Here is a 19,893-nt window from a genome sequence, read left to right as displayed (position 1 = left end):
GTTGGAGCCTAACACGGAAATCCCGTTCGGACTCTCCGGGCTTCGAGACCTCTTTCGAACTCCGACTCTTCAGCAATTCGACCGCCTGCGTCCGGTAGAGCCAACTGCCGAAATCTTTCGCCCAGTCGACATAGTTCCTGGCTTTTCCAGCACTAGAGGGTAATGGGAGAAACTGGGCTCCTTCTTCCGGTTCTTTCTCAAGATCCTCAACCACCAGTTGGAGGCCCATAGCTTTATCCCAATCGACAGCCACTGCTCCCTCCGTGACAGGTACCAGGGCCGTCACGTCTTGCGTCGTATCAATGCTGCTCTTCGCATCCACAAACCGGACCTGAGCCGCCCCCAGCACAATCGGCACATAGACAAGTTCATCCCCTTCCTGCTTGCTACCGCGCAACGGAACAAAATACTGCGCGATATCCGGCGGCAACATCGGCCTCTGCCGGTAAGGCGTGAGGGGTGAGGAGTGAGGCGACGAACCTTCCCTTCCTGTCTCCTTACCCTTTACCCCTAACCCCTTACTCGCTCGTAGGGGATCCATCAGGGCCTTGATCTGTGTCCTTGTCAGCGGACCGCGCAAATATGACAGGCACCAGCGCGTTTCGAACGCAACTGGCTCATCCTCATGTACGTTGTTCATCAGAAAGATCCGGCTTCCGAGTCCTGCCAAGGTCTGTTCCATTCGACCTTTGTCAAACTTCTTTCCGGCGCCGGCCGATGCCCCTTCCAACCCTTCCAGGACCCTCGCCTTATCCCTCTCCGTCTGCAGCCGCCCGATGAACCAGGTGCCGGTATTGGCCAACCCTTTGTAATCCAAATCGACAGGATTCTGTGTCGCCAAGACAACACCAAGCCCAAAGGCCCTCGCCTGTTTCAGCAAGGTAAGCAGTGGCAGCTTCGACGGAGGATTGGAAACCGGCGGAAAGTATCCGAAGATTTCGTCCATGTAGAGGAGCGCACGCAAACTCGTCGTCCCCGATTGAGATCTCATCCACCCGACCATCTGGCTCAAGAGCAGGGTGACAAAAAACATCCGCTCTGCATCGTTCAAATGCGCGATCGAGAAGATTGCCAGCCGTGGCTTCCCGCTCGATGTGTATAGCAACGACTGAATATCGAGCGCTTCCCCTTCGAGCCAGGACTGAAATCCCGGTGCGGCGAGCAAGTTATTCAACTTCATCGCCAGAGCGAAGCGTTCCTTGGAAGGGAAAAACGACTCGATATCCATGACGCCGATCTTCGACACCGGAGGCGCTTGAATGGCTTGGATCAGAGCAGCAAGATCGAGATCTTCTCCGTCTTTCCAGGTTTGATCTAGGATCGTCGACAGCAGGATATGTTCGCGGCTCTGAATCGGGTCCACTTCGATGCCGAGCAGGCCTAGAAGGCTCGCCACCGTCGTGCCGATGCGCTCACGCAGGAGTTCCGGATCGTTCAATATATCGGCTGCCGGCGCGGCAAACGATTTGAGAATCGACACCGGCAATCCGGCGTTGCTTCCGGGAGTGTAAATGGCAACGTCCGCCGCATCACGGAGCCGCTGAATCCTCGCGCCATCCTGCTGCCAGCTTGCCAAGCCTTTCTTCCAGAGGTCAGCCTGAGCCTTGGCATATTCGTCGGGCGACAGCCCCTTCTTCCGTGCCTCATCTTGGTTGATCCAGGGTTGAAACTCTTCAGCTTTCAACCCGGGAAAGGTCAACATCAAGTTTCCAAGGTCACCTTTCGGATCAATGATGATGGCCGGAATGTTGTCGATGGCCGCCTCTTCAAGAAGGGCAAGACAGAGACCTGTCTTCCCGCTCCCCGTCATGCCGACGCAGACGGCGTGCGTCACCAGATCTTTCGAGTCGTAGAGCACCCAGCCCGGTTTAGTTTGCTTTGCGGCGAGGTCATATGGCCGACCCAGATAGAAGACCCCGAGCTTTTCAAAATCCTCAGTTGCCCTGCTGACAGCTGGAGAAGAAGCACCTTGCTTCCCCGTTGCCCCTTTCTTCTTCGGAGGCATAGCTCACCATTCTTTGAATAAGATAAAAACAGCGCCGGCCATCATGCCAAAGCCGACGAGATAATTCCACTTGAGCGGTTCCCTCAAGTACAACACCGAAAATACACAGAACACCACCAGGGTAATGACTTCCTGAATGGTCTTCAATTGCGCCGCGTTGAACTCGTAGTGACCGATCCGGTTAGCCGGCACCTGGAAGCAGTATTCGACGAACGCAATCCCCCAGCTCACCAGAATCACGATCCACAAGGGCGAGTCCTTATGCCTCAAATGTCCATACCACGCAATGGTCATAAAGATGTTCGACACCGTCAGCAGCAGAATCGTGTGCATGCAATCCCTCGTCTATATGCTCAAAGCAGAACAGCTGATGGCCATGATCGCCATCAGCCACCACTTCCCACTCTCTTCTCCTCAGGGGGCTGGCTTGATATCAAAATAGGCAGGTGGCGCTGACCTTACAGCCAGACTGCCACTAACCGTCATGCTGAGCTGTTGAGCGGCTTGGATTGGTCCCATCGTGCGCGCGTCGAACGAGCACCTCCCTTGATTTCATAACTGCGATGGATCCTGCGTGCCGCGTTCCGCGAGCACAGAGACCAACCAGGCCGCTTCTCTGAAAAGGGTGAGAGGGACAGGCACCGCCTGACGTCAAAGCCAGTCCCTCACACCCCCGCCTCCTTCAAGACCTTCCCCGTATACGACCGCTTAGACTTCGCGATTTCTTTGGGCGGCCCCTCCGCCACGATCTCACCGCCGCGATCCCCGCCTTCCGGTCCAAGGTCAATAATCCAATCGGCGTTCTTGATGACATCGAGATTGTGCTCGATAACCAGCACGGTATTACCGGCCTCAACGAGTCGATCCAGCACATCGAGCAATCGCTGCACATCGGCGAAGTGAAGGCCTGTCGTCGGTTCATCCAAAATGTACATCGTTCGGCCTGTGGCCCGTTTGGACAGCTCGCGCGAAAGTTTCACTCGTTGTGCTTCGCCGCCGGACAGTGTCGTCGCCGGCTGACCCAACTTTACGTAGTGCAGCCCGACATCGTGCAACGTCTGGAGTTTGGCCTTGATCAAGGGAATGTGCTCGAAGAATTCCAGCGCTTCGTCCACCGTCATGTTCAGCACATCGGCGATACTCTTCCCCTTGTGCAAGATCTCCAACGTCTCCCGGTTGTACCGCTGGCCCTTGCATACCTCGCAGGTGACATACACGTCCGGCAGAAAGTGCATTTCGATTTTGATAAGTCCGTCACCCTGGCAGGCCTCACAGCGGCCTCCCTTCACGTTGAAGCTGTAGCGACCAGGCTTGTAGCCTCGCACACGCGACTCCGGCAGGTTCGAATAGAGGTCTCTGATGTACCCGAACAGTCCGGTGTACGTGGCGGGATTCGACCGCGGCGTGCGGCCAATCGGCGACTGGTCGATATCGATGACCTTGTCGAGCGCATCGAAACCCTGCAGTTCCTTGCACCCGTCAATCTTCGGCTTCTTGTGATAGAGCAATTGCGAGAGCGAATGGAAGAGAACTTCCAACACGAGCGTGCTCTTGCCGGAACCGGAGACGCCTGTCACGCAGGTGGACAGGCCCAGTGGAATCTTTGCAGTGATGTTCTTGAGATTGTGCTTCTGAGCCCCATTGACGGAGAGAAAACCTTTGGCTTTGCGCTTCCGTTTCGGCACCGACACCAATTGGGCCCCGCGCAAGTACTGACCGGTGAGCGACTTGGGATCAGCCATTACTTGTTGAGGCGTGCCTTGGGCAATGACATGGCCACCGTGAGAGCCGGCTCCCGGTCCCATGTCGATGATATGATCGGCCGCCATCATCGTTTCCGCATCATGCTCGACGACCACAACCGTGTTGCCAAGATCGCGCAGGCGCAGCAGAGTCTGGAGCAAGCGGCGATTGTCACGTTGATGCAATCCGATCGACGGCTCGTCGAGAATGTAGAGGACACCGACGAGGCCGGACCCGATTTGGGTCGCCAGTCTGATCCGCTGCCCTTCTCCTCCCGACAACGTCGCCGCTGCCCGATCAAGCGTGAGATAGTCGAGGCCGACATTGATCAAAAATCCCAGGCGCTCGCGGATTTCTTTCAGAATCCGGTGGGCAATGACCATCTCCCGCTCGGTAAACTTAATTGTGCTAAAGAAGTCGGCCGCTGCGCGTACCGATAGGTGCGTCACCTCGGCAATCGATTTCTTGGCGATCTTGACGGCCAGGCTTTCAGGTTTGAGCCTGGCCCCTTGGCAGGATTCGCATAGTTCCAGCAGGGTGAAATCTTCTTCTTCTGGGCACCCAGGCGTAACTTGATAGCCGATCCCATCGCAAGCGGGGCAGGCCCCGTGGGGGCTATTGAACGAAAAGATACGGGGCGTGACTTCCGGATAACTCACACCGCAACGGATGCAGGCAAGCTTTTCGCTGTAGAGAAGCATCTTGCCGCCCTCGGTCAACACCCCGACTAACCCTCCACCGAGTTTCAGCGAGGTTTCCACCGAATCGGCAAGCCGTCGCATTAATGCGTCGCCGGGCTTCATGATCAAGCGATCGACGATAATCTCAATCTGGTGCTTCTTCTGTTTGTCGAGAGCAATGTCCTCGCCCAGATCGACGATCTTGCCGTCAATGCGCGCCCTGATGTACCCAGCCCGCCGCATTTCCAGGAGCTCTTTTCGGTATTCGCCTTTTCTCCCGCGCACGATCGGAGCCAGGATCTGGAACTTCTCGCCCTCAGGCAACGAGGCGATCGCATCGACCATCTGCTGAACCGTCTGAGCCGTAATCTCTTCGCCACACTGGAAACAATAGGGGTGTCCGACACGGGCAAAAAGCAGCCGAAGATAGTCGTAGATTTCCGTGACGGTGCCGACGGTAGAACGGGGGTTGTGGCTGGTGCTTTTCTGTTCGATGGAAATAGCAGGCGAGAGCCCTTCGATCGAATCGACATCGGGCTTGCCCATCTGCTCCAAGAACTGGCGGGCATAGGCGGACAGCGATTCGACATACCGGCGCTGTCCTTCGGCATAGATCGTATCGAAAGCGAGGGATGACTTGCCCGATCCGCTCAGACCGGTGATGACAACGAGCTTGTCGCGCGGGATCTCAACATCGATGTTTTTGAGATTGTGTTCCCGCGCCCCCTTGATGACGATCGATTGGCCCATAGGCTCCCTGGATGAACGGTCGGTGACAACCTTCCGATTCCGGCAACTCAGACCTCTTCACTCTCGTCGGCCGCGGGATTATACCATCCACCTTGTGCTCCTTGACAAAGAGCAAAACCGGGTGCTACGCAGGTCGGATATGTTTGCGGAGGACTCAGTGACACAGGGGCAACAAGCGCCGGAAGCCCGTTCAGTCTCGAACTGGTCAGGCTCTGCCCGTGAACAGGCCGTGCAACGGATGTTCACGGCGATCGCAGGTGTCTACGACCTGAATAACACGCTCCTGAGTTTCGGGCTGCACCACCGCTGGAAGAAAATCACTGCATCGTCGGTCCCAAAGGTCCAGCAGGGGACTGCCCTCGATGTGGGATCCGGCACGGCGGACCTGGCAATGCTGGTTGAACCTCGAATGGGGACAAATGGGCGTGTGATCGCCTCCGATCTGAACCATGCCATGCTGGCGGAAGGACTCAAAAAGGTCGCCGGCAAAAAGCTATCCGGCAAAATCACCTGCTTGCAGGCCAACGCAGAGCATCTGGGGTTTGCCGACAATACATTCGATGCCGTAACAACCGGCTTCTGCATGCGGAATGTCGGCAATCTCGCACAGGCTGTCGGGGAAATTCGTCGTGTAATGAAACCGGGAGGCACGTTCGTCTGCCTGGAGTTTTCCCGACCCGTCTTCGGATGGCTGCGCGCCCTCTATGATTGGTATTCGTTCACGCTATTACCCTGGATCGGCACGAGGGTCGCGCGGGACAAGACCGGTGTCTATGAGTACCTACCCGCTTCGATTCGGACATTCCCTGATCAAGAACGGCTCTGCCAGGTCTTGCGTGAGGCCGGCTTCCATCACGTATCCTATAAGAATCTGACCGGCGGGATCGTGGCAATCCACATCGCCACAAAGTAATTCTAATGAACTCGATTCTTTACATCTTCCTCCCCTGCAAGAAGGTTTATCCGATAGGAATCACCTATCTGGCAGATTTTATCCATCGGCGTAAGCCGGAGGTGCGCCAACGCATCCTTGATCTCTCGCTGTTCCCAGTCTCGCAGCGAAGCCAGGCGATTCGTGATGCCGCCAGCGAGTTCAAACCTGATTTGGTCTGTTTCTCCTGGCGCGACATTCAGATTTTCTCCCCGCACGAGGGGGACTCCTCACTCGAACATGCCTTTAACTTTTATTTCGCCAGTAATCCTATCAAGCGTGTCGTCGCCTCCTTTGAAGGGCTGAAACAACTCTATCGCTACTACAGCCACATTTATACGATTCTTTCTTATCCCTGGTTAATCCGCAAAGAGTTCCCCAAGACACAGATCATGATCGGCGGCGGAGCCTTCACCGCCTTTGCCGATCAATTGATTGCGAAGCTACCTGAAGGAACGATCGGCCTCCTGGGCGAAGGCGAAGATGCCATCCTGAAGGTCATCGAAGGCCGGTCCATCGAAGATGAGCGGTACATCATCAAAGAGGGAAAGACCGTTCGCAAAGGCAAGCAGGGCTCCCCCGCGCTGCTCGATGCACAGACCGTAGACCTGTCCTATCTGACCTCGATCTTTCCCCAGTACCGTGAATATGTCGGCGAGTCGATCGGTGTCCAGTCAAAGCGCGGCTGCCCCTACGACTGCGCCTTCTGCCTCTACCCATATATCGAAGGAAAGCGGGTACGGTATCGCCCGGCTGAAACGGTCGTGAAGGACATCTCCCAGCACTACCATCAATGGGGTGCACGCCGGTTCTGGTTTACCGATGCCCAATTCATCACCGGCAAAGAAGCCTATCCCCAATGCACGGAAATCCTCGAGCGCATTCTCAGTGAGAAACTCGAGATCGAATGGTCGGGCTACATCCGCACCTCACTCATCACGCCCGAACTGGCGAAATTGATGGTGCGATCCGGGGTCGGCGACCTGGAAGTGGCTATCACCTCCGGCTCACAGGAAGTGCTGAATAACCTGCATATGGGATTCAAGCTGGAGCGACTCTATGACGGCTGCCGCTATCTGGCGGAAGCCGGCTTCAAGGGCAAGATTATCTTGAATTATTCCCTCAACAGCCCAAAAGAGACTGAGGAGACCCTGCTCCAAAGTGTGGAGTCATATAAAGTGGTGGCCTCGATACTCGGTGAGGAACGGGTTTTTCCATTGATGTTCTTCCTCGGAATCCAGCCCAATACCGATTTGGAACAACGCCTTCTTGAAGAGGGCTACCTGTCAGCCGGGTACAATCCCCTGATGCTGACCCCCACCAGCATCAGGAAACTGCTCTATAACCCGGCTCCCCTGAACAAGTTTATTGCAAAAGCATGTCTCCGGGCCTGGGAACGGAAGGAAGGTAGTCGTGACCCAAGAAAATGGTCAGGCTCCCTCTCGCAACCAGCCGGTGAATCGGTCCCCTATGCTGATAAGAGCTTGAGCCGAGGGATTGAAGGAAATTCCGGGCGTGATGCCCTCCTTTCGTTGGAGGAAATCCTTCGATCCCGCCAATCACTCAGGGCGTCAACGAATACGGATAAAGGCACTGTGGCGACCCATGCGTCATGAGACTATGCCTCCCTCAGGACCGCCTTGCATTCCACTTCTACCCAGTGCTATGATTCGCGCTCTTTGAGACTGGGGGAGTACGTCAACCGTTTGGATTTTTTGATAAATATGCCTGTTTGCCCTGGTCCGGAGAGCGCCTGGAGGAGGCATCTCGATGTATAAGACGATCTATATTCCGGTCGACAATTCCGACCATTCTAATACGGCCGTGGACATCGGTGTCCACATGGCCAAGCTATTCGGATCCAAGATCGTGGGCAGCCAGGTCTATGCCGCCAAAATGCACGACAAGCGCTTCAAGCAAATGGAGGCAGGCCTGCCTGAGGAATATCATGACGAGAAGGAACTCGACAGACAGCGTCAGATCCACGATTCACTGATCACCCGTGGGCTCCAAATCATTACCGATTCCTATCTTGATTACGTCGATAAAAAATGCAACGAAGCCAACCTGCCGGTAGAAAGGCGATCCCTTGAAGGCCGCAATTGGAAAGTCCTGGCCGAAGATATCAACACCAACGCCTACGACCTGGTTATCATGGGTGCCTTGGGGGTGGGGGCGGTCAAAGACAGCGTGATAGGCAGCAACACCGAGCGCGTCATCCGCCGCGTCAGAAACTCCGACATGTTGATCGTAAAAAATACCCAGCCGATGACCAACGGCAAGATCGTCGTAGCCGTCGATGGGAGTCCCTATTCATTCGGTGGGCTGATGACCGGGCTTCAACTTGGCAAGGCCTTGAATATGCCGGTCGAGGCGATTTCCGCCTTCGATCCCTATTTCCATTATGCGGCCTTCCACAGTATCTCGGGAGTCTTGAACGAGGAGGCCGGGAAGGTCTTCCGTTTCAAGGAACAGGAGAAACTGCACGAAGAAATCATCGACAGCGGATTGGCCAAGATTTATCAGTCCCACTTGGATATCTCACGCGAAATCGCGCAGGCTGAGCAGACAGACGTCAAGACCACACTCCTCGACGGCAAGGCCTTCGAGAAGATCATTCAATACGTCCGAAAAGACATCCCGGCCCTTTTGATCGTGGGCCGTATCGGTGTCCACAGTGACGAAGACATGGATGTCGGAAGCAACACGGAAAACCTGCTCCGCAGTGCTCCCTGTAACATTCTGGTGTCCAATCGCAAGTATGTGCCGCCAATAGATACCCAGGCCGAATACACGATCGCCTGGACCGAAGAGGCCCTGCGCCGGATGGAAAAGATTCCCGTGTTCGCACGCGGCGTCGCCAAGACTGCCATACACCGCTACGCAATTGAAAAGGGTCATACGATCATCAGCAATACCGTCGTGGATGCCGCCGTCGGACATATTCTGCCGAAAGGGGCGATGGACGCCATGCGCGCACTCGGAGGCAGTCTGGAGGCTGCCGGTATCGACCGTGACAAGATGCAGGCGGATGATTCAGTGGCCAAAGACCTCATGGGCTCGACTCTCAGCGGCATGATGACGCAAGTCGTCGAGGAAAAACCGAAACCTTCCGGGACAACCCAGGCTTATCTCGATCGGATGAGCCAGAAATATTTCGTCTGTGACGGTTGCGGTTATGTCGGAAAAGGCGACACGCCCGTGAAATGTCCCGTATGCGGCGCGGAAGGCGATCGCTTCAAGCAGGTCGACAAGAGCATCTTCGAAGCAGCAGCTAAAGCCGAGGGTGAGGTGGAGACGGACCTGGCTTACGATGATGTTCCGATGCAGTGGACAAAGGACGCCAAGGAGGCGATCCGGGCCGTTCCTGCCGGGTTCCAACGCCGGCGCGCAAAGGCAAAGATTGAAAAGACAGCCCGTAAGCTCGGCATGACGACGATTACACTGGAATATGCCGCTCCTATGATTCAGGAAGCAGCCTCAGAAGATTATCAACCGATTTTCTCCAACAAGGGCACCGGCACCTCCGCTGAAGCAGAAGCCAAACTGGCGGCAGCCGGTGGCAACAGTACAAATGGGGATGCTGAAAACGGCAATGGGAACGGCCATACCGAAGCATCGCCTTACACGTGGACGGCGGATGCTCAGGCAAGGCTTGATCGGGCACCGGAGGGCTTCATGCGTGAGTGCACGAAGGCCCTGATAATCAAGCACGCGGATAAGATCGGCACAACGCACATCACCCTGGAAGTGGCCAACGAGGGGATCGAGCAGGCGAAGGGCTACATGGAAGAAGCCATGAAGACCGGGAACCTGAAAGATATGATTGCAAACCTCACCGGGAAGTCCAAATCCGGGGCCGGCCACTGATGGGAAAATCGCTTCCGATCCTGAATGTCCCGTCGCTTTCGGGAGCGCTGGGATCTTTTCAGCAACAGATTACCCAGTTCTTCACACCGACGCCTCAAGGGGAGGGGCCTTACGACGGTCGTACCGTCGACGACTTCAAGCCCTACCTCGTTGCTCTCAACCTCACTAAACGGTGCAATCTCAAGTGTGACCACTGCTATCTCGATGCCACCACCAAGGCGGCAGGTGGCGACGACGAGCTTTCGACTGAAGAGTGTTTCCGGCTCATCGACCAAATCTCCGAAGTCAACAAAGGGTGTCTTCTCGTGATCACCGGCGGCGAGCCGCTGGTTCGCCCCGACATCCTCGACATCGCGCGACATGCAGTAAAGCTCGGCTTCATGGTCGTCTTCGGCACCAACGGCATGCTCATCAACGATCAGATGGCCAAGGCCCTCGTGGAAATCGGAGTCATGGGAGTCGGCATCAGCATCGACTCGCTGGAACCAGCCAAGCACAATGCCTTTCGCGGGGTACCGGGAGCCTGGGAGGCAGCTGTCGCCGGTATTGAAGCCAGCAAGCGCAATGGGCTCCAATTCCAGGTGCACTTCAGCGTACAGCCGATGAACTATCGGGAACTCCCTGCCGTCGTCGAATGGGCTCACAGTCTGGGTGCCCGTGTCCTCAACGTATTCTTCATGGTGTGTACCGGGCGGGGCGAAGAATTGACCGACATCACTCCCGCCCAGTATGAAGAAGTGCTCGGGTATCTGGTGAACTGCCAGGACAACTACAAAGGAATGCTCGTTCGAGCCCGCTGCGCGCCGCATTTCAAGCGCCTGGCCTACGAGAAGGATCCGAACTCGCCGATCACCAAAGCCACGGGCTATATGGGCGGAGGCTGTCTGGCGGGCACGAATTACGCTCGAGTCACTCCGAACGGAGAACTGACTCCCTGCCCATACATGCCGCTGTCGGCGGGTAATGTTCGCTGGAACAGTTTCGCGGATCTCTGGGAGAAGTCTGACGTATTCAATTCATTCCGTTATCCGCAACTGAAAGGGAAGTGCGGAGATTGCGAATACACGGACATCTGCGGCGGCTGCCGTGCCCGTCCCTACGTAGATCATGGCGATTGGCTGGACGAGGATCAGTGGTGCCTCTATACCCCGAAGGGCGGAGCGAAGATCAAAGTCGCGTTCAACATCCCGGAAGAGACGGAAGTTGCGTGGGATGAAGCGTCGGCGCTACGCCTCAGCCGTATTCCGTACTTCTTGCGCGCCATGGTTAAGAAGGGGGTCGAAAAGCACGCTCGGGAGAACAACGTGCCGTTGATTACCGTCGAATTGATGGAAGAGCTTCGAAAAAAGCGGTTCGGCAATGATTCTCCGGTTTTCAATTTCGACGTAAAGAACAAGGAATAACAAGTCAGGGGTGGAAATTTTGGAGAGACCTTCCCATCCACTCACTCATTTATACTCATCTCGTACCGATTGCCATTGACATGGACGCTGTTCAAAGCATCCTCACCGACCTCAATACGCTGATTCCAATCGTCAACCACTGGTTTCATCTCCTGTCCGCCATCGTCTGGATCGGCGGTCTGGCTTTTCTGGTTCTGGCCGTCACTCCTGGACTGCAGAAAGCCGTCCCGAAGGAACAGATCAAGCCGATCACCGATGTTTTTTATCAGCATTATAAGAAAGTTGCGGGCATCTTGTTAGCCGTGCTCTTATTCACCGGTGGAATCAACCTTCACTACGTGAATCAAGTGCTCGTCTCACAGACCGGCAGCGGCGTACAACACCATGCCAAGTACCTGACGGTTTTCTTCATCAAGCTCTCTCTTGTCCTCGGCCTCCTTACCCTCTTCCTGTACACCGTGATCTTCAAGTCAGATGACGAAGCGGAGGAAGGCGAATCCTATGAAGCGATTCCCTTTCAGCGTGCTGCACTCTGGATGGGGATTTTCATCATCCTGTGCGCCGCGGCCATGAAACACTTGCACCAATAGCTGTTTTGCTTTTCAATGCCCTCCAATACTTGTAGTCCATAATCCAACGTATCTGCTCGGATAAATTCAGTACTCGTTCCAATACGGGAATTAGCGTCCCACCTTTCCTCACCGGATTAACGACAGGCCAATTCACTTTCCTGATTCAGCGTTATCAAAGACTTCGGCACCTCGCGCTCTGCGTCCGACCATATCAAGCCGGCTGGCATGGGCGTTGCTGAATGGCCTGCCAACGTCATGCTGAGGGATTTTATAAAAGAACAACACCGTCACGGAAATCATTTTGGCAAGAGATGGCGCCGATCGATCTCCACGACATCAAGCCAGCGCCGTGTGTTCTTTTGGGATGTCCTCCGGATCATGCCCATCCTGACCGAGATCGTCGCCCCGTCTTTCTGCCATCAAAGCCGCGTGTCTGATTCTGGTCAGCACGCGGCTTTTAACCTCGTGATCGGTCAGCGCACTCGTTGTTTTCAATACTCCTTCCCGTCTGTTACCACAAGGTGAAGGATCACATCGTCCTGCGCAAAGGAGGAGTGTATGCCGATATCCACACAACCCTTGTCAAAGCCGGCTGAGAAGATGTGCCAGTCTCCGCTTCAACGTTGCGGGCTTACAGGAAAAGAAGAGGTGGAGGAAAAACGACGGATGGTCAGGCTTACCGTCACACTCCCTTCTGACCTCGTCGAGCAAATGCGAGATGCCGTGTATTGGACTCCTGGAGTGACACTGGCTTGGGTGATTGGCCGGGCTCTCCAATCGGGACTGGTCGAATTAGTCACGGCCAATCATGGGCCATTCCCCAAGCGAGCCAAACCACTTCGCGCTGGACGCCCGAAATTGCTTGGGCAATCGATGGCTATTTCACCGCCGTCCCCTCACCGGACAGGAGTTCTGCCAGCGAACGACTCGCCTCAACCCATTCACACCTAGATATGTCCATTCGATCACCGACGGCGTAACCGACATTCATTCATCGGACAGTTCCCAGGAAGAGGTCATCAGAGGCGGAGCATACGGGGCGGCGCAGAGAGATACTATTACAATGGAGAAATGGATTTGTCCCCACGTTAAAAACGATCAGGGTATCTCGACTGCCCTGGCGAATGCTTCTTAGTCACACACGGTTGGAGGGATTTCTTACCGTGATGTACTGGAAGTTGAGAACGCCCGCTTGAACACGCCTCGAATACCGAAGTAGGCGAACGAATCTTTGAGATTGGAATAGAGCCGCTTGAACGAACCCATCTCGGGGTTGGTTACATACTCCATTGTGAGGACAATCCGCTCTTCTCCCTGTCCGAGGGGAGTTACCGCATGCCAAAGCTTGTCGCCGTTGAAGATGACAAGATCACCCGGACGGGTGATAAGCTCCATTTTTCGCGGCGGTCTGGCCGGATCGTCTTTGAACAACTCGCAAACAAGTTTGCATTGAGTAGACCTGTCTACAAGCCCCAGTAAGATAGTGTAACGCGCCCCCTTATAATAAGACGTGTCATAGTGAAAACCGATATGATCGCCCGATTCCGTGTAGTAATACAGGGCACAGGAATGGGGATCGTTGTCCGGACAGAGCATCAGCTTGGCTTCGGCCAAACGGCTCAGGAAGGTGAGAAACTCCGGCGAACGGTACAATTCGAGAAAGACCGGTGCCTTTTCCTGAACCGTGTAGTAACTCACACTGCCGCCCTTCTTATGGCCGGGAATGTAATTACGGTTCAAATCATTCTTTACACCCTGCGCCTGAGGAACCAGTGAGGCTTCGACCAGCTCACGCGGAAGGAACTGAGGGATGAACAGGAATTCGTTCTGCTCCCAATACTCCTGATGCAACCGATCGAAATCCAGCTTAGCAACGGCTTGCTCCATCTCTTCGGCCACTCTGCCTGCTGCCACCATACCCATGCTCACCCACTCCTTCTCCGGCCTTATTACGGAGGCTGAAACATCCTTCTGCCAGACTCGCATGTTGCCTATACGCTCAGCGTCGGCAGCGAGTACGTGTTCCCTCTTTTCTGATCGTGCGGCCTTACTGAACAGCTTTTTTTGCTTCCTGCCTGCGGCAAAGCATTATCTATCACCTCGTTACCTCTGTCGATCGCCTGAAAGGGAGGGGTTGCCTGCGTCCCCTCAAGTGAAGCCCGACCCTCCTCATCACGGCTGGTTCAATACCGGCGCCCTGACCACTTCGACATCATCAGGCAATTTAGGGATAAAGATCTCATCACTCAAACCCAGGTTCGGCTCGACTGAGGCGAACTCGAAGCTGGATACGTTGCCGCTGACTTCGTAGAGCGAAACCGTCCGTATGAAATAGGTTTTAGGAAACACTTCGACGACGATTTTCTTGATGCTCCGCTGCGCCTCATTTTCACGCGATTTTGGCAAAAGCGTGAGCAGGCGGATTCCACCCACGCCGCGATCTTTTCCGGGGGTGGGTTCCACGTCAAATGATTCCTCCAGCTTCGCCGCCCCTTGCAGAAGTTCAAGCGGAGCTTTCGACGCTGCCATTTGCGTCAGTTTTCCGACCAAGACTTGATTGTGCTCAGGCACATAGACTTTGACCTCGTCACCATGGACATAAATATCTTCCGTCGAAGGATTAAGATAGTTCCATCGCAACCGCCCCGGCTTTTTAATGTAGACTTTTCCTGAAGACGTGATCGGCCTCTCGAATCCTTCGATCAAGGTCTTCTGCGTAAAATCGGCTTGAAGATCCTTGGTCTTTTCGTATCGCGCCTGCAAGCGTTTGACCACATCACGCACTTCCGTTCGCGCCTTTTCATCCCCGACCTCCTCAGCAAAGGCAATAGAACTTATTGGTATCATCAGCATCACGACGACACACCACATCCCCGCGTTTCTCATTCGTGCGCATCTCCTACCGGCCCGCGACGTCCGATGACTTCGCGGCGCCCATCACGCCCCGCCGCCCCGACCAACCCATCCGCCTCCATCTGCTCGATCATCCTCGCAGCACGGGGATAGCCGACACGCAGACGCCGCTGGATCAACGACGCCGACGCCTGGCCGGTCGACAGGACCAAGTCCTTCGCCTGTTCATAGACTTCATCCTGTGCCTCTTCCTCTTTGCTTTCTTCTTGTTTCAGCGCCTGCAATTCCTGGTTATAGCTGGGGGCAGCCTGTTTCTTCACTGACTCCACAACCCGACGGACGTCGTCGTCGGATACGAAGGATCCATGAAGCCGCATCAGCCGACCAGTTCCTGAAGCCAGGTAGAGCATGTCTCCCCGGCCTAAGAGAGCCTCCGCCCCGTTCGCATCAAGTATGGTACGCGAGTCGGTCTTCGAGGATACCTGGAAAGCAATGCGGGCCGGGAAGTTTGCCTTGATCAATCCTGTCAGCACGTCTACCGACGGACGTTGCGTCGCCAGTACAAGGTGAATACCGGAAGCTCTCGCCATCTGCGCCAACCTGGCGATTTTGTCTTCCACGTCCTTCGGCGCTACCATCATCAAGTCGGCGAGTTCGTCGATCATGACGACGATATACGGCAACGGCTCCGGCGGAGTCGGCGGTGGAGAAAATGACCCAGGAGTGCCTTCCGGCACCGTCGTTTCGCCGGCTGCGAGCCGTTCCTCTTCAGGAAGAAATTGAATCGGTAATTCCGGTTGATCGGGCTTGGATTCTGTGCCTACGTCACCAAGCACCCCCTGTGCCCCCGCGACTTTCCGATTGTATGAATCGATGTTTCGCACACCCGCTTCTGCCAGCAACTTATACCGTCGTTCCATTTCCTGGACGACCCAGCTCAAACCCCGCGCTGCCGACTTTGGATCGGTAATCACGGGCCTCAGCAGATGCGGAATGCCGTCATACGTCTGAAACTCCAGCATCTTAGGGTCGATGAGGAGTAATTTCACTTCGTTCGGACGCGCCCGTAGCAGGATACTGATGAGCATGGTGTTCAACCCGACACTCTTTCCGGCTCCTGTCGCCCCGGCCACGAGCAAATGCGGCATCGTCTTGAGATCCGCCGTCACAGGCGTCCCAAATATATCCTTGCCCAGGGCCAAGGTAAGTTTCGATCTGGCCCTGGTGAAAGCTTCGCTTGTGACGACTTCCTTCATCGAAACCATCTCTCGCTGAGCATTCGGCACTTCGATCCCGACGACGGATTTTCCAGGGATCGGCGCAACGATGCGCAGGCTGATCGCCTTCATCGCCAGTGCCAAGTCATCCGCAAGGTTTACGATCCTGGAGACCTTCGTTCCCGGTGCCGGCTCGAACTCATACATCGTGACGACCGGCCCTGGGCGCACTTCCGTCACCTTCCCATCGATGCCGAAACTCTGCAACGCTTTCGCAAGAACCTCGGATTGTGCCCTCAACTCTTCGTCAGTCACCCGGGAAAGCACACCGGACGGATCGCTCAACAACTCCTCCGCATCCGGCAATTGATATTCGCCGGGATCCTCGACCCGCTCGATGATCGCTCCCTCCGGTTCAAGTTCTGCGACATCGACCGATTCCGGTGCAATTTCCGGTACGGAGGGATACTGCACAATCGGCTCTTCAATAGCGGAAGGTGCTTCTTCCTCCGGAAGCGCCTCTTCAATGACTGCCCGAATAGACTTCGTTTTCTTCGGCTTCGACGTCTTAGGAACCTCGTCCGCAGCCTCCCGTTGTCTTCGCTGCGGAATGAGTGTCCGGAACGCTTCAACCGCCCTTCGCCCCCGCGCAGACACTTGCACGGCTAGCTGGGCCAAGGAAAGCGGCGTTGTGAACAGGAGTGAGACCAACAATCCGGCGAGGATTAAAATATGCGCGCCGGTACTTGCGAAATACGTACGTAGTCCATCTCCGAGAAGCTGCCCGAACAATCCGCCGGCGTGGCCCCGAAAGACCAGGCCGCTGGAGATGGTCGGGACGGCCGTGACTTCCAGGTGGAGGAAGCCGCTCAGAAACAGCAGAGCCGCCAGGGACGCCCCAGCATTCCGCAATCTGATAGAAAGGTCACTTTGAGTAAAGCAACGGGCTCCGAGAAGACCCAGTAGGACCGGGAAGAAATACGCGGCTCCGCCGATCAAAGAAAACAGCACGGAGGAAAACACCGCCCCGGCGGATCCGATAAGGTTGCGCGTCGGCGGCGTGACCGTCGAACCGGGTGTCGCAACGACTTTGGGTTCACCCGGCACAAAGGAGAGCAGACTTAACAGAGTAAGCAGACTCAAGGCGACAAGAATGACGCCGATGACTTCACGCTTGATGTGAGAAGGAATCGCAGAGGGCCGGCGGGCCTCACCCCGCTTGGCCTGGCTGGTAACGCCCATGGCGCGGATGCTAACACAGGGTGGGAGCCAATTCAAACAAGCGTCGAGTGTCATCCCTTATCTGATCATTGGCTCGCCGCACGTACCTGCTTGGAAAGCTCAATCAACTCCTTCAGCCCTACATTCTCAGCCCGGATCGCAGCGGGAATGCCCAAGGTGGTCAGTCCATGAGTCACAATCGCCGGGTCATACCCTTCGTCACGGAGCGAGTTGACGAGCGTCTTCCGCCTATGCGCGAAAGCGGACTTGACGAGCTTCGCAAATGCAGCCTCTTCACCGGCCGAAAGTGAGGGATGTGGCTTGGTTCGCAGAGAGACCACTGCTGATCCAACTTCCGGTCTCGGCCGGAAGCAGTTTGCCGAAACTCTAAACGCTTTATTGATGTCAGCCGCGTATTGCACCATAACGGACAGCACGCCGTATTCTTCAGTCCCCGGTTTCGCAACCAGTCTATCCGCCACTTCCTCCTGCAACATAAGCACCATGTGGGGAAATTTCTGACGGTACTCAAGGAGCCTGAACAACAACGGTGTAGAAATATAGTACGGCAGATTGGCAACGACAGTCGTGTCGTCGGGCAGTCGGTCCATGGGATACTGTAACGCGTCTCCACAGACCAGCTCGACATTTGGCCATTCTGCCCCCCTTTCTTGAAGCAAACGGTACAACATTGGATCGACTTCGATCGCTACGACCTGTCCGGCCGCGTGCGAAAGAGCTTCCGTCAGTATTCCACGACCGGGACCGATTTCGAGGACACTCGTGTCCGGCGTGAGTTCAGCCAAGGCCACGATTTTTCTGACAATGTTGGGGTCGATAAGAAAGTTTTGGCCCAGGCGTTTGTTGGCAGGGGGGAAGGAAGGTGCCGGCACCTGTTACCCTCCGCTTGACGGAGTACGATCGGCATTCGACAGTGTCTTGGCCAATGCCGTCAGCGGCGTCTTGAAGGTATCGATGAAATCGGTGAACTCGTCAACGAGGTCGTTCGTGAAAGAAGGACCCGGCTGAACACGAGCGAAATCCTGTGCCGCCTGTGGCCCGACCGATTCAGACAGCAAGGCGATGGTCTCTTTCCTCCACTTCGCTACACGTTCCATCCCGGATACCGTATTGAGGGAGCCGATGGTTTCCTGAAAGATCTTATCCAGCTCCTTCAATTGGTGCTGGATGACCGTAATACTCTTATTCACATCTGGTGACATGGCTATTGCACTCCTTTTCTTGCTGAATTAACCGTCCTGCGTTTCGATGCCAAGCTCGCAGCCAGCCTGACTGCCTCGATCAAACTGCCGGGATCGGCAATGCCCTTCCCGACGATATCGAATGCCGTGCCGTGATCGACCGACGTACGTATGATCGGCAACCCTACCGTCAAATTCACGCAGGTACCGAACGCGACTAACTTAAGGGGAATCAATCCCTGATCGTGATAAAGCGCAACCACGCCATCGAAGTCCCCGCGAGCCGCCTTGCCGAATAGAGTATCGGCCGGCAGCGGGTCGCTCGCGTGTATGCCCTTGCCCCGAGCCGCCCGTGATGCCGGCAGAATCAGGCGTGCCTCTTCATCTCCAAAAAGACCATGTTCGCCCGCATGGGGATTCAACGCAGCGACGCCGATCTTTGGTTTCTTGATACCGAAGAGAGCTGTCAGCGCCAGATGCGCCAGCCGGATACCCTTCTCGATCTTGGCTTGAGTCAGTAGTGACGGCAGTTCTTTGATCGCTACATGCGTCGTCACAAACATGATCCGAAGAGGGCCGCCGACTATCATCATCCCGGATTCCCGCGCCTGAGTCAGATCAGCCAGAAGCTCCGTGTGTCCCGGATAATGACAACCGGCCATGTTTATAGCTTCCTTGTTGATCGGTGCGGTCACAATCCCGTCGATACATCCGATTTGTGCCAGATGAACCGCCTTCTTGATAAAGGCAACGGAAGCGGCGCCGGTTTGCGGTGCCGCCGTACCGGCCGTGAACCGCTCGAGTGGTTTCTCCTGCGGATCCAAGACGGCTATCTGACTCCTACCTGGGCGGGCGGGCTCATGCCCTTCAATTGACCGAACTTCGAGCTTCAACTTCAATTTCTTGACAGTCTGCTGCATCACGGCATAAGACCCGATCACGAGTGGCGTACAGATACGTCTGAGCGTGGATCCCGCCAGGGCCTTGGCGATCACTTCCGGTCCGATGCCGGCCGGATCTCCCATCGTAATTCCGAGAAGCGGCTTGCCGTGCAGATTCGCCATGCTGTTCTTGTTACTCGTCACTTCTCCCCCGTCCCGTCGCTAGAAGCCATACAGATACGCTGCGTACCCTATATAAAGCACCGCGCCGGCACCCAGCAACCAAGGCCGCCATTCTCCAGCCCACGCGGCTTGAAGGATCAGGCTGCCTGCTGCCACAACGGCCAAGACCATCGTGAGCAGCGCAGATGGGGCGAGGGTCCAGCTCGTCCCGATCAAGCCGACCGACACGGGAACGCTTCCCTGAAACACCATGGCGCCCGTGACGTTTCCCACTGCCAAACGATCCTTCTTCTGGTACAGCCACAAGAAACTGTTCGACATCTCAGGCAGTTCCGTTGCCAGCGGTGCGATGAGAAGCGCCAGAATCAAAGGGGAAATCTCT

At 55.6% G+C, this 19,893-nt stretch carries 16 protein-coding genes and 1 pseudogene; 6 read left to right on the top strand and 11 right to left on the bottom strand.

Annotated elements, in window-relative coordinates; all coding sequences use genetic code 11:
- From ACWVCN_RS08595 to uvrA, 3 genes are all read right to left on the bottom strand, one after another.
- Positions 1-2,005: ATP-binding protein (locus tag ACWVCN_RS08595; protein WP_455245152.1), on the bottom strand; the 2,005-nt coding region annotated here is incomplete at its 3' end.
- A 3-nt stretch (positions 2,006-2,008) separates the two neighbouring features.
- The gene (locus ACWVCN_RS08590) at positions 2,009-2,338 is read right to left on the bottom strand and encodes a DMT family protein (protein WP_455245151.1); all 330 of its coding nucleotides are present in this window, start codon (positions 2,336-2,338) and stop codon (positions 2,009-2,011) included.
- Positions 2,339-2,670: 332 nt separating this feature from the next.
- A complete protein-coding gene (gene uvrA / locus ACWVCN_RS08585; RefSeq protein ID WP_455245150.1) occupies positions 2,671-5,178 on the bottom strand; it encodes an excinuclease ABC subunit UvrA in 2,508 nt (835 codons plus the stop codon).
- Positions 5,179-5,335: 157 nt separating this feature from the next.
- Between uvrA and ACWVCN_RS08580 the strand changes: the two genes are divergently transcribed.
- The 5 genes from ACWVCN_RS08580 (at position 5,336) to ACWVCN_RS08560 (ending at position 11,972) form a co-directional block, all read left to right on the top strand.
- Positions 5,336-6,091: a class I SAM-dependent methyltransferase gene (locus ACWVCN_RS08580; protein ID WP_455245149.1), complete on the top strand. Its 756-nt coding sequence runs from the start codon at positions 5,336-5,338 to the stop codon at positions 6,089-6,091.
- Positions 6,092-6,096: 5 nt separating this feature from the next.
- Entirely contained in the window at positions 6,097-7,725 is a 1,629-nt protein-coding gene (locus tag ACWVCN_RS08575; protein ID WP_455245148.1) for a B12-binding domain-containing radical SAM protein, read from the top strand.
- Between the two features lie 154 nt (positions 7,726-7,879).
- Complete coding sequence (locus ACWVCN_RS08570) at positions 7,880-9,979, top strand: universal stress protein (protein WP_455245147.1); 2,100 nt, start codon at positions 7,880-7,882, stop codon at positions 9,977-9,979.
- Positions 9,979-11,382: a radical SAM protein gene (locus ACWVCN_RS08565; RefSeq protein WP_455245146.1), complete on the top strand. Its 1,404-nt coding sequence runs from the start codon at positions 9,979-9,981 to the stop codon at positions 11,380-11,382. The genes ACWVCN_RS08570 and ACWVCN_RS08565 overlap by 1 nt, the downstream gene beginning before the upstream one ends.
- Positions 11,383-11,462: 80 nt before the next feature.
- A complete protein-coding gene (locus ACWVCN_RS08560) occupies positions 11,463-11,972 on the top strand; it encodes a DUF4149 domain-containing protein (protein ID WP_455245145.1) in 510 nt (169 codons plus the stop codon).
- 318 nt (positions 11,973-12,290) lie between these two features.
- Here ACWVCN_RS08560 and ACWVCN_RS08555 read toward each other — a convergent pair whose 3' ends face one another.
- Complete coding sequence (locus ACWVCN_RS08555; protein ID WP_455245144.1) at positions 12,291-12,449, bottom strand: hypothetical protein; 159 nt, start codon at positions 12,447-12,449, stop codon at positions 12,291-12,293.
- Positions 12,450-12,512: 63 nt separating this feature from the next.
- On the opposite strand from ACWVCN_RS08555, the gene ACWVCN_RS08550 reads away from it, so the two are divergent.
- On the top strand, positions 12,513-12,905 hold the full coding sequence (locus ACWVCN_RS08550; RefSeq protein ID WP_455245143.1) for a hypothetical protein: 393 nt from the start codon (positions 12,513-12,515) through the stop codon (positions 12,903-12,905).
- 207 nt (positions 12,906-13,112) lie between these two features.
- On the opposite strand, the gene ACWVCN_RS08545 is transcribed toward ACWVCN_RS08550, so the two are convergent.
- The 7 genes and pseudogenes from ACWVCN_RS08545 to ACWVCN_RS08515 all read right to left on the bottom strand — a co-directional run.
- The gene (locus ACWVCN_RS08545; protein WP_455245142.1) at positions 13,113-13,877 is read right to left on the bottom strand and encodes a HalD/BesD family halogenase; all 765 of its coding nucleotides are present in this window, start codon (positions 13,875-13,877) and stop codon (positions 13,113-13,115) included.
- A 249-nt stretch (positions 13,878-14,126) separates the two neighbouring features.
- Complete coding sequence (locus tag ACWVCN_RS08540; RefSeq protein WP_455245141.1) at positions 14,127-14,840, bottom strand: LolA family protein; 714 nt, start codon at positions 14,838-14,840, stop codon at positions 14,127-14,129.
- Positions 14,837-17,266, bottom strand: coding sequence for a DNA translocase FtsK (locus tag ACWVCN_RS08535; RefSeq protein WP_455245140.1), 2,430 nt, complete (start codon positions 17,264-17,266; stop codon positions 14,837-14,839). The genes ACWVCN_RS08540 and ACWVCN_RS08535 overlap by 4 nt, the downstream gene beginning before the upstream one ends.
- A gap of 65 nt (positions 17,267-17,331) precedes the next feature.
- Positions 17,332-18,138 (bottom strand): 16S rRNA (adenine(1518)-N(6)/adenine(1519)-N(6))-dimethyltransferase RsmA, encoded by an 807-nt coding sequence (rsmA, locus tag ACWVCN_RS08530; protein WP_455245139.1) that lies wholly within the window; start codon positions 18,136-18,138, stop codon positions 17,332-17,334.
- Positions 18,139-18,141: 3 nt separating this feature from the next.
- The gene (locus tag ACWVCN_RS08525) at positions 18,142-18,468 is read right to left on the bottom strand and encodes a hypothetical protein (protein ID WP_455245138.1); all 327 of its coding nucleotides are present in this window, start codon (positions 18,466-18,468) and stop codon (positions 18,142-18,144) included.
- Positions 18,469-18,470: 2 nt separating this feature from the next.
- The gene (pdxA, locus tag ACWVCN_RS08520) at positions 18,471-19,511 is read right to left on the bottom strand and encodes a 4-hydroxythreonine-4-phosphate dehydrogenase PdxA (RefSeq protein ID WP_455245137.1); all 1,041 of its coding nucleotides are present in this window, start codon (positions 19,509-19,511) and stop codon (positions 18,471-18,473) included.
- A gap of 39 nt (positions 19,512-19,550) precedes the next feature.
- A pseudogene (locus tag ACWVCN_RS08515) lies at positions 19,551-19,893 on the bottom strand (hypothetical protein); the annotation flags it as partial.

The organism is Petrachloros mirabilis, from assembly GCF_975968855.1.
Note: the sequence above shows the minus strand (reverse complement) of the source record. Positions and strands in the feature narration are given on the sequence as shown.

Excerpts from the sequence above, each read along its gene's own strand:
- ACWVCN_RS08590 (WP_455245151.1), bottom strand. The coding sequence starts at position 2,338 with ATGCACACGATTCTGCTGCTGACGGTGTCGAACATCTTTATGACCATT.
- uvrA (WP_455245150.1), bottom strand. The coding sequence starts at position 5,178 with ATGGGCCAATCGATCGTCATCAAGGGGGCGCGGGAACACAATCTCAAA.
- ACWVCN_RS08575 (WP_455245148.1), top strand. The coding sequence starts at position 6,097 with ATGAACTCGATTCTTTACATCTTCCTCCCCTGCAAGAAGGTTTATCCG.
- ACWVCN_RS08570 (WP_455245147.1), top strand. The coding sequence starts at position 7,880 with ATGTATAAGACGATCTATATTCCGGTCGACAATTCCGACCATTCTAAT.
- ACWVCN_RS08565 (WP_455245146.1), top strand. The coding sequence starts at position 9,979 with ATGGGAAAATCGCTTCCGATCCTGAATGTCCCGTCGCTTTCGGGAGCG.
- ACWVCN_RS08560 (WP_455245145.1), top strand. The coding sequence starts at position 11,463 with ATGGACGCTGTTCAAAGCATCCTCACCGACCTCAATACGCTGATTCCA.
- ACWVCN_RS08550 (WP_455245143.1), top strand. The coding sequence starts at position 12,513 with ATGCCGATATCCACACAACCCTTGTCAAAGCCGGCTGAGAAGATGTGC.
- ACWVCN_RS08545 (WP_455245142.1), bottom strand. The coding sequence starts at position 13,877 with ATGGGTATGGTGGCAGCAGGCAGAGTGGCCGAAGAGATGGAGCAAGCC.
- ACWVCN_RS08540 (WP_455245141.1), bottom strand. The coding sequence starts at position 14,840 with ATGAGAAACGCGGGGATGTGGTGTGTCGTCGTGATGCTGATGATACCA.
- ACWVCN_RS08535 (WP_455245140.1), bottom strand. The coding sequence starts at position 17,266 with ATGGGCGTTACCAGCCAGGCCAAGCGGGGTGAGGCCCGCCGGCCCTCT.
- ACWVCN_RS08525 (WP_455245138.1), bottom strand. The coding sequence starts at position 18,468 with ATGTCACCAGATGTGAATAAGAGTATTACGGTCATCCAGCACCAATTG.
- pdxA (WP_455245137.1), bottom strand. The coding sequence starts at position 19,511 with ATGGCGAATCTGCACGGCAAGCCGCTTCTCGGAATTACGATGGGAGAT.